We start from the raw sequence: 12,668 nt of genomic DNA on the forward strand, positions 1-12,668 counted from the left end.
GTAGCCGGGCAATGTGGCATTCAGTGTCTCGATTATGAGACGATGACATGCCCGACCTGAACGACTATCTGCTCTATGCCGAGGTGGTGGCCCATGGCGGCTTCGCGCCGGCCGGCCGCGCCCTGCGCCAGCCAAAGTCGACCCTGAGCCGCCGGATCGCCCAGCTGGAGGCCCGCCTTGGCGTGCGGCTGATCGAGCGCACCACGCGCCGGTTTCGGGTGACCGAGGTCGGTCAGGCCTTCTACGAACGCTGCAGGATCGTGGCCCTCGATGTCGAGCAGGCCAATGCCGTCGCCGCCGAGGCCAAGAGCGAGCCGCAAGGCCTGATCCGCTTCAGCTGCCCCACGGGCCTGGTCGAGACCCTGTCGGCGAGTTTGCCACGGTTCCTGGCGCGGTTTCCCAAGGTGCGGTTGCAGGTGATCGCGGTCGATCGCGCGGTGGACCTGATCGAGGAGCGGATCGACGTCGCCCTGCGCGTGCGCACCGTGCTGACGACCGACGCGGCGCTGACCATGCGCACCCTGGGCCGCTCGCGCCGAATTCTGGTGACCGGGCCTCAACTCGCCGCTCGCTGCGCCGATCTGACGATCGACCAATTGGCCGGCCTGCCCACCCTCAGCCCTACCGACCAGTCGGGCGAGCTGACCTGGGACCTGCTGGGGCCGGACGGCGCGACCTGCGCGATCCGCCACGAGCCGCGCATGGCCTGCGGCGACTTCCTGGCGCTGCGCGACGCCGCGGCCGCCAATATCGGCGTCGCCTTCCTGCCCGACCATGTCTGCAAGGCCGACCTCGTGACCGGTCGCCTGGTTCAGGTCTTTCCGGAATGGCGCTCGGAGGACGGGATCGTCCATATCGTCTTCACCACCCGGCGCGGCCTCCCGCCGGCCGTGCGAGCGTTCATCGATCACCTGGCCGCGGTGTTCAGCCAGGATCGGCCGACACAGTAGATCAGGCGCGCCTACGCCCCCTCGACCAGCACCCCCGGCCGCGCCGCGTCCAGGCCGAAGGTCACCGGCAGGTGGCGCACGTGCGGGGTCTGGAGGTTCAGGACCTTGGCGCCGCGGGCGATGGCCAGCTTTCCAAGCGCGGTGGGGCCGAAACCGGCCTGGACCTTGGGGTTGGCGCCCAGCCGACGGCGCAGCACGCCGTTGGCGTAGATGACGTTGGCGCGCATCAGGGCCGGCGGGGTCATGAACTCGATCGAGATCGAGACATTGAGCATCGGCCCGTTCTCGATCCGGTGCGGGGCGTTCTGCTTCCAGGTGACCATGGTCCCGGGCGTCAGCTCGACGGCCTGGGCGCCGGCGTCCCAGGCGGGATCGAAGGCGAACTGCTCGGCGGTCTCGCGCAGCACGATCTTCTCCAGCGCCAGCTCGCCCACATAGGGGTCGGCCACGGGATAGACCCAGACCTTCTTCACGCCGCGCACCTGCCACAGCGACACCAGCGGCACGTCGAGATGGTAGAAGACCTGGGCGTTGGCGCTGCTGATCAGCATGCCAAGATCACGCTTGAAGGTCTTCAGGCCCGGAACCTTGCTTTCCTTCTCGGCGAAGATCTCGTCGCACAGGGCGGCGTATTCGGGAACGTGGTCGTTGGTGTGGCGCAGGTTCAGCCAGATGCGGCCGGCCTTGGCGGCCTCCAGCAGCTGGTCGCCCGACAGATTGCCGGCCGAGCCCTTGCGCCAGGTGGTCCAGGCCTTGGGATCCTCGCCCATGGTGAAGACGCCCAGAAGCTCGCGCGGATAGCGGTCGAGCAACCGCGCCAGGCCCTCGTCGTCGAACATCGGCCGCTCGTGCAGGCCGTGCTTGAAGACCAGGTTCTCCTTGCCGAAGGCCTTGGCCTTTTCGGGGGTCCAGTCGTGGATGATGGTCATGCCGCCAGCCTCACGCCGTGTGTCCGTAGAAATGGATCTTGAAGGGACCCCACCACAGGGTCTTGCCCAGGCCCCGCGCGGCGCGGTCGAGCCATTCGGCCCGGTCGCCGGAGCGGGTCAGCCACTTGAAGCCGGCCACGGCGCCGAACAGCGCGGCCTGGACCACGCCGACGGCCATCCAGCGGGCCACCCCGACCCGATCCGGCGGCACGGCGGCGGCGCAGTGGGCCGAGGGGCCCTGGCCGTAGGCGAAGGCGCGACGGATCGTGTAGTCGAGGGTCAGGCGGTCGGGCACGGGGTCTTCCCAGACCCAGGCGGCCGGCTCCCAGGCGAAGACCGCGCCGGCGGCCCGCATGTGGCCAAACAGCATGTCGTCCTCGCCGCCGATGTGGTTGCGCTCGGCCGCGAAGGGCGCGACCGGGTCGGGCAGGCTCGAGCGTTTCAGCAGGCTGTCGCCGCAGCCGTAATAGTGGTCGATGACGCCGGCCTGCTCAGGACCGATGCGCGAGAAGAACCGCTCGAGATAGTCGCGGTGCTCGGTGACGGCTTCCGGCGCGCGGGCGCGGACCGGGCCGAACACGACGTCGGCGGCGTAACGCTCCTGGGCGGCCAGCAGGGCGGCCAGCCAGCCGGCGGGCGCCTCCTCGTCGTCGTCGAGGAAGGCGACGAAATCGCCCGAGGCCTTGGCCATGCCGGCGTTGCGGGCGTTGGCGACCCCGGCGCGGGGCTCGTGCACGTAGTGGACGGGGAACGGCGCCTCGGCCGCCAGAGCCTGGGCCACATCCTGGGCGGACGGGGCCTGGTCGTTGTCGACGATCACGAGTTCCAGTTCGGAATGATCCACGCCAGCCTGGGCCAGGACCGAGCGAGCCGCGACGGCCAGGCCGCCGAGCCGACGCTGGGTCGGGATCATGATCGTCACGCGGGCCATCAGACCTCCATCGTCGCGTTGCGGCGCTTGCCCTGGGCGGCGACGGCGTCGACCAGTCCCTTAACCCGGCCGCCCATGGTCAGCTCGGTGCTGGCGATGATGTCCATGCGCCTGCGCAGGCGCGCAACCGGTCCTTCGCCATTGGCGCCGGCCAGGGCCCAGACGCCCTCAACCGAGCCCGCCACGCGGCCGGCCATGCTGGCGGCCGTGGCCGCGCCGTCGGCGATGAGGATCTGGGACAGACCGTAGGAGTGCTTGTAGTGGTCGGCGCCGGGCCCCAGGTCGTAGCGGGTCAGGCCTAGCCCCGGCATGGCGGCGATGGCGCGCATGAAGAAGATCTGGCCCGGCGACCAGGCGGCGAAGGCCGGATTGGTCGAGGCGATCCACGGGTGATAGATCGCGCCCTGACGCACGCCGAAGTGGCCCGCCACCAGTTGGTCGCCGGCATAGAGGTTGATCATCAGGCCGCGGAAGTGGCCATAGCGCCGCTCGAAAAGCATCTGGAACAGGTCGCGCGTCCATTGCGGGCGCAGGAAGTCGTGGACGCCGGTGCGCTCGATCTGCTCGCGCTTCCAGGCGATCAGCTGGTCGAAGGCGTCCTGGCTGTCGTCGCCTGCCTTCAGCGTCACCTGGCCCATCTCGCGGCCGAGCTTGTTGTCGAGGCGGCGGTAGTTCTTGATCTTCTTGGGGCTGCCGGCGCGCACGGCCTCGAGATAGGCCTCGGCGTCGCTTTCCGTGTCGATGACATAGGCCGGCGTGGTCGGCTCGGCCTGGAAGGCGCCGGCGGGATCGACCAGGCCGGTATAGCGGAACACAGCCAGGTCGGCGGCCCGCAGCACCCGGCCGGCGTCGATCTCCACGCCCGGCTTGGCGACCAGACCGTGATAGTCCGACAGCGGGGCGCCGATGGGGCGGCCTACGCCGCCGGGGCGACGATGATGGGCCAGGAAACCGATCGTCTCGCCGTCGCGTCGAATCACGGCGACCCGGGCGTCCTCGCGAACCTTACCGACCGCCAGGGCGAAGTCGGGTCCCAGCAGAGGGCCCGCCAGCAAGGGATTCGCCTTGGCGAACGCGCGCCACAGGGCGATGTCCGCGGGGGCGAGTTCGGCGGGGTGCAGGGTCTCGACGTCCAACATGTCCACCTCTGTCCTAAACCGGCTCGGTTAGGGAATGATGGAAATGTCACTGCAATCGAGGGGCCAACCTCAGGAAGAGAACGTCGCGCCCAGGATGCGTTCCAGCCAGGCCTGATCCACCTCATCGAAGGCGGCCGGACGGTCAGAATCAACGTCGAAAACGGCCAGCAGGCGGCCTTCACCATCGAACACCGGCACCACGACCTCGCTGGCCGAACGGCTGTCGCAGGCGATGTGGCCCGGGAAGGCGTGCACATCCGGGACAAGCTGGGTCTGGCCGGTGGCGGCAGCCGCCCCGCAGACGCCGCGGCCGAACGGGATGCGCAGGCAGCCGAGCGTGCCCTGGTACGGGCCGACGACGAGCTCGCGCTCCTTGGCGGGATCGACGACGTAGAAGCCGGTCCAGAAATAGTGGTCGAAGCTGTTGGCCAGCATCGAGGCCACGGTCGCCATGCGGGCGGTCACATTGGCCTCGCCGTCGAGAACGGAGGCGATCTCCTCGGCGACCTCGGCATAGCGGGCGGCCTTGTCGGCGGAGAGGGTCTTGTCGTTGAAAGCTTCAGCCATGAGCGCGGATATAGCGCGCCCATGGCTGAATGCGAGGGGCCGATTGGCAGGTCCTAGAATTCTTCCCAGTCGCCGGGGCGCGACTGCGGGGCGATCTTCAGGGCGTTGGCGCCCTGCACGTAGCGTTCGCGGAAGGCATCGCGACGGGGCGCGGCCGGCTGGCGCGGCGCCTGGCGGGGGTGCAGGTCGCGGATCTCGGCGCCGACCTGGAAACGGCCGATCAGGCGTTCCAGCTCGCCCGCCTCATTGGAGAGCGCGTGGGCGGCGGCGGTCGACTGCTCGACCATGGCCGCGTTCTGCTGGGTCACCTGATCCATCTGGTTGACGGCGGTGTTGACCTCGGCGAGGCCGACCGACTGCTCCTTGGCCGAGGACGCGATCTCGCCGACCAGGGCGTTGATCTCCGACACCTGCTCCATGATCTGCTGCAGGGTTTCGCCGGTCTCGCCGACCAGACGCACGCCCTTGCCGACCTCGTCGGTGGAGGCGCGGATCAGGCCCTTGATCTCCTTGGCGGCGTCGGCGCTGCGCTGGGCCAGGGCCCGCACTTCCTGAGCGACGACGGCAAAGCCCCTGCCCGCGTCGCCGGCCCGAGCCGCTTCGACGCCGGCGTTCAGGGCCAGCAGGTTGGTCTGGAAGGCGATCTCGTCGATGACGCCGATGATCTGGGTGATCGACTGCGACGACTTCTCGATGCCGCCCATGGCCTGGACGGCCTCGGTGACGACCTTGCCGCTCTTTTCGGCGTTGGCCTTGGCGCTCTCGGTCAGCAGGCGGGCGCGCTCGGCGCCTTCCGAGCTCTTCTTCACTGTGGCGGTGATCTGGTCGAGGGCGGCGGCGGTCTGCTCCAGGCCCGCGGCCTGGCGCTCGGTGCGCTGGGCCAGGTCGTCCGAAGCGTGGCTGATCTCGGCGCAGCCGGCGCGGATGCTCTGGGCGGCAGACAGGATGCCGGCCATGGTCTGCTGCAGGCTCTCGACGGCGGCGTTGAAGTCTCGCGGCATCTTGCGGGCCTCGCCCGAGAAGCCGTCCTCGCGCATGCGCCAGATCAGGTCGCCGTCGGCCAGCTTTTCCATGCCCTGTCCCAGGGTGGCGACAGCGGCGGCCTGGGCCTTGGCGAAGGCCTCGGCCTCTTCGGCGTGGCGTTGGCGCTCGATCTCGGCGGCGGCGCGTTCGGCCTCCTGCTCGGCGCGGCGGCGCTGGCCGTCGGCCAGGTCGTGGCGGAAGCCGTCCAGCGCGCGGGCGATGGCGCCGATCTCGTCGCCGCCGGTCACGCCGGGCACGGGCTGGTCGTAGCGACCGGCGCTCAGGGCGTCGACCGACTGGGTCAGGCCCGACAGCGGGCGGCGAACCAGGGTGGCGCTGGCCAGGAACAAGGCCAGCAGCACCGCGCCGGTGATGGCGACGCCGCCGATGAACAGGATCATGGCCAGGCGGTCGGCCGGGCCGGTGATGGCCGAGCGCGGCACGTCCATGACCAGCGCCCAGGTGGTGTTGAGCTCGGGCATGGCGATGGGGCGGACCATCCGCTCCATCTCCTCGTCACCGACCTTGACGCCTTCGAAGATGGCCGGCTCGCCGCCGCTCAGCACAGCCTTGACCTTGTCGGCGCCCGCGTCAGCGTAAGCCGTCGTACGCAGGTCGGCGTTGGGGTGGGCCACCCACTTGCCGGTCGAGGACAGCAGCATCACGCGGCCGCCGCCCAGCGGCTGCATCTTCTCCAGGCGCTGCGAGACGCCGTCCAGCGACAGGTCGACGCCCTCGGCGCCGAGGAACTGGCCGTTCACCAGCACCGGATAGACGACCGAGGTCATCAGCTGGGTCTTGCCGGCGACGGTGTAGGGATAAGGCTCGAGGATCGCCGCCTTACGGGTGTCGCGCGGCACCGTGTAGTAGGGCTGGCCGTATTCGTTGCCTTCGCTGAGCGGCTCGAAGATCACCTTGCCGTCGTTGTGCACCCAGTACGGGGTGAAGTTGCCCTGGGCGGTCGAGCCCATGGCGGTCTGGCCGGCGAACTCGGCGTCCTTGCCGTCCAGCGCATTGGGGGCGGCCATGAACCAGGCGCCCATGACGATCGGCGTGGCGTCGGCCTGCGGGCGGAGCATCTCGATATAGGCGCGGCGGTCGCGCACGCCGGCGGTGTGGGCCGCGGCGATTGAGCCGGCGGTGGCGCGCGAAGTCGCCTCGACCTTGCCGATCTCGGTGCGGATCTGCTCGATGGCGTCGTCGGCCACGGCGTCGGCGTAGTTGTGCGTCAGGCCCGCGACGATGCTGGAGGTGTGCATCGACACCGCCACGGCGGCGGCGATCAGCAGAAGACCGATGGCCAGACCCGCCACCGTCACCAGCTTCCACGCGATGGTCAGCCGACCGAACGCCTTCATAAGAGAATCTCCGCAGCCCGAGCCGTTAACCTCGTTTGTGGCTGGCGATTCCTAATCAGCTGTTAACCGTAGTTAAGCTGCGACAATCTGGCGCCCGCTGGAGCAGACCCCTCTCCCCTTGCGGGAGAGGGTGGCCTCCCGGAGGGAGGTCGGGTGAGGGGTCTCTCAGAACCTCAAGCTGCGCGGCGAGACGACTGGATGAAGTGTCTCCATTTTTGAGAGACCCCTCATCCGTCGGCTATCGCCGACACCTTCTCCCGCAAGGGGAGAAGGACCACGTGATCACCCCTTCGCCAGCTTCACCAGCTGGACCAGGATCTTCTCGGCGGCATCCAACCGCTGGGCGGGCGTGTCCCATTCGCCTTTCACCACCACCTTCTGGTCGGGGCGGGCCTTCCAGATCAGGCTGTTCTTGCCGATGAACTGCATAAGCGGCAGCGGGTTGGCGAATTCGTCGTTGCGGAAGCTGAGCACCGCGCCCTTGGGGCCGACGTCGATCTTGGCGACATTGGCCTCGCGGCACATCCCCTTGATGCCGACGACCTTGAGCAGACTGTCGGTCTCGGGCGGCAGCGGGCCGAAGCGGTCGATCATCTCGGCGGCCAGGGCCTCGCGGTCGGCGGCCTTTTCGGCTTCCGACAGGCGGCGGTAGAGCGACAGGCGCACGTTCAGGTCGGGCACGTAGTCGTCGGGGATCATCACGGCCGCGCCGGTGTTGATCTGCGGCGACCAGGCGCGGTCTTCCAACAGGGCCTCGGCGCCCTGGCGTTCGCGCAGGGCCGCCACGGCGTCTTCGAGCATCTGCTGATAGAGCTCGACGCCGATCTCCTTGATGTGGCCGCTCTGCTCGTCGCCGAGCAGGTTGCCGCCGCCGCGGATATCCAGGTCGTGGCTGGCCAGCTGGAAGCCGGCGCCCAGGCTGTCGAGCGACTGCAGCACCTTCAGGCGCTTCTCGGCCGACAGGGTGATCTGCTTTTCGGCGGGCGTGGTCAGATAGGCGTAGGCGCGGGCCTTGGAGCGACCGACCCGTCCGCGGATCTGGTAGAGCTGGGCCAGGCCGAACATGTCGGCGCGGTGCACCACCAGGGTGTTGGCCGAGGGGATATCGAGCCCACTTTCCACGATAGTGGTCGCTAGGAGCACGTCGTACTGCCCCTCATAGAAGGCGGTCATCACCTCCTCGAGCTGGGTGGCGCTCATCTGGCCGTGGCCGACGACGTATTTGATCTCGGGCACCTGGGTGCGGAGGAACTTCTCGATGTCCTCCAGGTCCTTCAGGCGCGGCACGACGTAATAGGCCTGGCCGCCGCGATACTTCTCGCGCAGCAGGGCCTCGCGCACGGTGACGGCGTCGAAGGGCGTGATGTAGGTGCGCACCGCCAGGCGATCGACCGGCGGGGTGGCGATGATCGACATCTCCCGGATGCCCGACAGCGCCATCTGGAGCGTACGAGGAATGGGCGTGGCGGTCAGGGTCAGCATATGCACGTCGGCGCGAAGCTCTTTCAGCTTCTCCTTGTGCTTGACCCCGAAGTGCTGCTCCTCGTCGACGATCACGAGGCCCAGGTCCTTGAAGGCGACCTGCTTGGACAGCACCGCGTGGGTGCCGACCACGATCTCGAGCTGGCCGTTGGCCAGGCCCTCGCGGGTGTCGGCCGCTTCCTTGCCGGTGACCAGGCGCGACAGGCGGGTGACCTTCACCGGCCAGCCCTGGAAGCGTTCCTTGAAGGTCTTGTAGTGCTGGCGGGCCAGCAGCGTGGTCGGGCAGACGATGGCCACCTGCTTGCCGCTCATCGCCACCACGAAGGCGGCGCGAAGGGCCACTTCCGTCTTGCCGAAACCGACGTCGCCGCAGATCAGGCGGTCCATCGGCTTGCCCGACGACAGGTCTTCCAGCACGTCGTGGATGGCGTTGAGCTGGTCGTCCGTCTCTTCGTACGGGAAGCGGGCGCAGAACTCGTCGAACACGCCCGACGGCGGATCGGTTTCTTCCACCGACTTCAGCGAGCGGGCGGCGGCGATCTGGATCAGGCCTTCGGCCATGACCCGCAGGCGTTCCTTCGCCTTCGCCTTGCGGCCCTGCCAGGCCGCACCGCCCAGCTTGTCGAGCTGCACGTTCTCGCCGTCGGCGCCGTAGCGGGTGAGCAGGTCGATGTTCTCGACCGGCAGGTAGAGCTTGCTCGCGCCGGCGTACATCAGGTCGAGGCAGTCGTGCGGCGCGCCTTGCACGTCGAGGGTCTTGAGGCCCTCGTAGCGGCCGATGCCATGGTCGATGTGGACGACGAGATCGCCCGGGGTCAGGGCCGAAGCCTCGGCCAGGAAGTTGGCCGCGCGGCGCTTCTTGCGCGGGCGCGCCAGGCGGTCGCCGAGGATGTCGGTCTCGGAGATGACGGCCAGGCTGTCGGTCTCGAAACCGGCGTCCAGCGGCAGGACGACGCGCTGGGGAACCTTGGGGTCATTGGCCTTGGCGGCTTGCCAGTAGCCGGCGAACGGCACCTTCTTGAGGCCGTGGTCGGCCAGCATGGTCCCGAGGCGCTCGGACGAGCCTTCCGACCACGAGGCGAAGAGAACGCGTTTCCCCTCCCCGGCCAGCTTCTTGGCGTGGTCGGCGGTGGCCTCGAACAGGTTGACGCTGTCCTGGGCGCGCTCGGCGGCGAAGGTTCGGCCAAGCTTTGCGCCCAGGTCGACGACGTCGAGGCCCTGGGGCTGGAACGGCGTGAACTGGCGGTGCGGGCGGTCCGACAGCGCCTCGTCCCATTCCTGGGCGGTCAGGTAGAGGGCCTTGGGCTCCAGCGGCCGATAGGCCGACTTGCGGTCGGCGGCGGCGCGGGCGTCGTAGGCGTCGGCGATCATCGACAGCCGCTCGTCGCGGGCCTCGGCGGCCTGGTGGTCGACGCCGACCAGCGATCCGGCGGGCAGGTAGTCGAAGATCGTCGCCATCCGCTCGTAGAACAGCGGCAGCCAGTGCTCCATGCCGGCGCGGCGACCGCCGTCGCTGACCGCGGCGTAGAGGGCGTCATCGCCCGGCGCGCCGAACAGGCGCACGTAAGAGGCGCGGAAGCGCGAGACCGCGTCGGAGTCCAGCAAGGCCTCGCTGACCGGCAAAAGCTCGATTGAGGTCAGCTGCTTGGTGGAGCGCTGGGTCTCCGGATCGAAGGCGCGGATACTCTCCAGCGTGTCGCCGAACAAATCCAGGCGCACCGGCTCTTCCGACGCCGGCGGATAGACGTCGATGACGCCGCCACGGATGGCGAACTCGCCGCGCTCGGAGACGGTGGAGGCGCGAACATAGCCGTTGACGGCGAAATAGCGCTCCAGGTCCTTGATATCGACGCTCTGGCCGACCTTGGCGCTGTAGCTGGCGCGCAGCAGCACCTCTTTGGTCGGCACGCGCTGCAACAGGGCCGGAGCTGCGACGACCAGCATGGCCGGCTTGGCCTGGCCAAGGCCGTTCGCGAGCCGGTGCAGGGTGCACATCCGCGTGGCCGCCACCCCGGCCGAGGGGCCGATGCGGTCATAGGGCAGGCAGTCCCACGAGGGCAGCAGCACCGCCTCGATCTCGGGGGCGAAGAACTTCAGGGCGTCGATGAAGGCGCTGGCCCGGGCGGTGTCGCGGGCGACGAAGGCGGTCAGCCCGCCCCGGGCGCGGGCGACGTCGGCCATCACCAGCGCGTCGAAGCCTTCCGGCGCGCCGGCCAGGGTCAGGCCGCCGGCGGCCTTGGCGATCTGTTTGGCGTCGTAGGCCATGCTGCTCTTCGGATGCTTGGCGACCGATAAGCCGCCGGGACGCTATTGGTTCAGATTCTCGTACCGAAACCTCGCCCTTCGACAGGCTCAGGGTGAGGTTTGGCCCTGCTTTGGTCCTCATGCTGAGCTTGTCGAAGCACGAGGACCACGCACGATCTACGCCCCGTCGCCAGGCGGTCGAGAAAGATGCGCTTCGAAGCGGAACTTGCGGATCATCGCCATGATCTCGGTCTCGAACGCCTCGGGCGTCGGCTCCTGGCCGACGATCCAGGCGTAGATCTCGCGATCGGACTGTTCGAGCAGGGTTTCCAGCACGTCGAGCTGGTCGGGGGTCAGGCTCGGGCCATGCGTTTCCGCGAACGGCCCCAGAATGAGGTCCGCTTCACGAAAGCCGCGGTGCCAGGCCCGAAACTTCAGCCGCCGGAGGCGGGCGTCGTGATCGATGGTCATGCGGCCGCCGATATAGAGCGCGCCGACGCCTCGCGCCAGCGTCGCGGCATCGATTGACCGAACCTGCTGACGCCTTTAGGCGCGGGTGCATGGCTTCCTTGATGATCCAGGGCTGCGGCTCCGACGTCGGCAAATCGACCCTGGTGGCGGGGCTGTGCCGCCTGTTTTCCAACCGCGGCCTGGTCGTGCGGCCCTTCAAGCCGCAGAACATGTCCAACAACGCGGCCGTCACCGCCGACGGCGGCGAGATCGGCCGGGCCCAGGCGCTGCAGGCCGTGGCCTGCCGAACGCCGGCCAGCGTGCACATGAACCCCGTGCTGCTGAAGCCGCAGAGCGATGTCGGCGCCCAGGTCGTGGTCCAGGGCCGCGTGATCGGCAACTACAAGGCTCGCGCCTTCCAGGGGCTGAAGCCCGATCTCCTGGCCACGACCCTGGACAGCTATCGCCGCCTCGCGGCCGAGGCCGACCTCGTGCTGGTCGAAGGGGCCGGCAGCCCGGCCGAGACCAACCTGCGCGCCGGCGACATCGCCAATATGGGCTTCGCCCACGCCGCCGGTCTGCCGGTGGCGCTGGTCGGCGACATCGACCGGGGGCACGTGATCGCCGCGCTGGCGGGGGCGCACCTGGTGCTGGACGACGCCGACCGGTCGCGGATCAAGGGCTTCATCATCAACAAGTTCCGAGGCGATCCGGCGCTGTTCGACGACGGCCGGACCGAGGTCGTGAAACGGACCGGCTGGCCCGATCTCGGCATGGCGCCCTGGTTGCCGCCGGTGCGGTTCCTGCCGGCCGAGGACGCCGTGGTGCTGGAACGCCCGGCCGGAACATCGGACGGTCGCCGCGCCAAGGTGGTTGTGCCGATGCTGTCGCGGATCGCCAATTTCGACGACTTCGATCCCTTGCGGAACGATCCGGCGATCGATCTTGCCTTCCTGCCGCCGGGCGCGGTGCTGCCTGCCGACGCCGACCTCGTGATCCTGCCGGGCACCAAGGCGACCCTGGCGGACCTGGCCTTCCTGCGCGCCCAGGGCTGGGACGTCGACATCCTGGCCCATGCTCGCCGTGGCGGGCGGGTGTTCGGCGTTTGCGGCGGCTATCAGATGCTGGGCCGGACGGTCAGCGATCCGGACGGCGTCGAGGGGGCTCCGGGCTCGGCGTCCGGCCTTGGCCTGCTGGACGTCGAGACCGTGCTGGCCGGCGACAAGACGGTACGGCCGGTCGCCGGACGCCTCGCCGACGGCGCGGCGTTCGAGGGCTACGAGATCCACGTCGGCCGCACTTCCGGCGCAGGAACCGAGCGGCCGCTGCTGGCCATCGACGGCCACGGACCAGACGGCGCGGTGTCGGCCGACGGCAGGATCGCCGGCGCCTATGTCCACGGGCTGTTCGACAGGGCCTCGGCGCGGACCGCCCTCCTCGCCCCGCTCGGCGTCGCGGCCGACGGCCAGGACCAGTCGGCGCGGGTGGACGCGGCCCTGGACGAAATCGCCCAGATCCTGGAGCGCTCGCTCGACATCGCCGCCATCGCCCGCATCGCCGGCCTGCCATAGTCCGGTTTTCCTGGCTCGCGGCGT

Annotated in this window: 9 protein-coding genes; 2 read left to right on the forward strand and 7 right to left on the reverse strand. The window is 69.2% G+C overall.

Features of this window, described 5'->3' with window-relative positions; genetic code table 11:
- Window positions 1-47: 47 nt before the first annotated feature.
- Entirely contained in the window at window positions 48-950 is a 903-nt protein-coding gene (locus tag P7A99_RS00070; protein ID WP_277791922.1) for a LysR family transcriptional regulator, read from the forward strand.
- A gap of 11 nt (window positions 951-961) precedes the next feature.
- Here the strand turns inward: P7A99_RS00070 and P7A99_RS00075 are convergent, their stop codons facing one another.
- The 7 genes from P7A99_RS00075 to P7A99_RS00105 all read right to left on the reverse strand — a co-directional run bounded on the left by P7A99_RS00075 (window position 962) and on the right by P7A99_RS00105 (window position 11,094).
- Complete coding sequence (locus P7A99_RS00075) at window positions 962-1,879, reverse strand: hypothetical protein (RefSeq protein ID WP_277791923.1); 918 nt, start codon at window positions 1,877-1,879, stop codon at window positions 962-964.
- 10 nt (window positions 1,880-1,889) lie between these two features.
- Window positions 1,890-2,810 carry a glycosyltransferase family 2 protein gene (locus P7A99_RS00080; RefSeq protein ID WP_277791924.1) on the reverse strand — a complete coding sequence of 307 codons (921 nt, stop codon included), beginning with the start codon at window positions 2,808-2,810 and terminating at the stop codon, window positions 1,890-1,892.
- On the reverse strand, window positions 2,810-3,949 hold the full coding sequence (locus tag P7A99_RS00085) for a GNAT family N-acetyltransferase (protein WP_277791925.1): 1,140 nt from the start codon (window positions 3,947-3,949) through the stop codon (window positions 2,810-2,812). Before P7A99_RS00085 ends, P7A99_RS00080 begins: the two co-directional genes overlap by 1 nt.
- Before the next feature lie 69 nt (window positions 3,950-4,018).
- Window positions 4,019-4,516, reverse strand: a complete 498-nt coding sequence (locus P7A99_RS00090; RefSeq protein ID WP_277791926.1) for a GAF domain-containing protein — start codon at window positions 4,514-4,516, stop codon at window positions 4,019-4,021.
- A gap of 53 nt (window positions 4,517-4,569) precedes the next feature.
- Window positions 4,570-6,897: a methyl-accepting chemotaxis protein gene (locus P7A99_RS00095; protein ID WP_277791927.1), complete on the reverse strand. Its 2,328-nt coding sequence runs from the start codon at window positions 6,895-6,897 to the stop codon at window positions 4,570-4,572.
- Between the two features lie 282 nt (window positions 6,898-7,179).
- Window positions 7,180-10,644: a transcription-repair coupling factor gene (mfd, locus tag P7A99_RS00100; protein ID WP_277791928.1), complete on the reverse strand. Its 3,465-nt coding sequence runs from the start codon at window positions 10,642-10,644 to the stop codon at window positions 7,180-7,182.
- A 156-nt stretch (window positions 10,645-10,800) separates the two neighbouring features.
- Complete coding sequence (locus P7A99_RS00105; RefSeq protein WP_116491251.1) at window positions 10,801-11,094, reverse strand: succinate dehydrogenase assembly factor 2; 294 nt, start codon at window positions 11,092-11,094, stop codon at window positions 10,801-10,803.
- Window positions 11,095-11,183: 89 nt separating this feature from the next.
- Here P7A99_RS00105 and P7A99_RS00110 point away from each other — a divergent pair, with 89 nt between their 5' ends.
- Window positions 11,184-12,644 carry a cobyric acid synthase gene (locus P7A99_RS00110; RefSeq protein WP_277791929.1) on the forward strand — a complete coding sequence of 487 codons (1,461 nt, stop codon included), beginning with the start codon at window positions 11,184-11,186 and terminating at the stop codon, window positions 12,642-12,644.
- Window positions 12,645-12,668: the final 24 nt, after the last annotated feature.

It is taken from the genome of Caulobacter endophyticus (assembly GCF_029543245.1).
In the GTDB taxonomy this organism is placed as follows: domain Bacteria; phylum Pseudomonadota; class Alphaproteobacteria; order Caulobacterales; family Caulobacteraceae; genus Caulobacter; species Caulobacter endophyticus_A.

Bases quoted from the DNA above. Each gene is read 5' to 3' on its own strand.
- P7A99_RS00085 (WP_277791925.1), bottom strand. From the start codon at position 3,949: ATGTTGGACGTCGAGACCCTGCACCCCGCCGAACTCGCCCCCGCGGAC.
- P7A99_RS00075 (WP_277791923.1), bottom strand. From the start codon at position 1,879: ATGACCATCATCCACGACTGGACCCCCGAAAAGGCCAAGGCCTTCGGC.
- P7A99_RS00080 (WP_277791924.1), bottom strand. From the start codon at position 2,810: ATGGCCCGCGTGACGATCATGATCCCGACCCAGCGTCGGCTCGGCGGC.
- P7A99_RS00090 (WP_277791926.1), bottom strand. From the start codon at position 4,516: ATGGCTGAAGCTTTCAACGACAAGACCCTCTCCGCCGACAAGGCCGCC.
- mfd (WP_277791928.1), bottom strand. From the start codon at position 10,644: ATGGCCTACGACGCCAAACAGATCGCCAAGGCCGCCGGCGGCCTGACC.
- P7A99_RS00105 (WP_116491251.1), bottom strand. From the start codon at position 11,094: ATGACCATCGATCACGACGCCCGCCTCCGGCGGCTGAAGTTTCGGGCC.
- P7A99_RS00110 (WP_277791929.1), top strand. From the start codon at position 11,184: ATGGCTTCCTTGATGATCCAGGGCTGCGGCTCCGACGTCGGCAAATCG.
- P7A99_RS00070 (WP_277791922.1), top strand. From the start codon at position 48: ATGCCCGACCTGAACGACTATCTGCTCTATGCCGAGGTGGTGGCCCAT.
- P7A99_RS00095 (WP_277791927.1), bottom strand. From the start codon at position 6,897: ATGAAGGCGTTCGGTCGGCTGACCATCGCGTGGAAGCTGGTGACGGTG.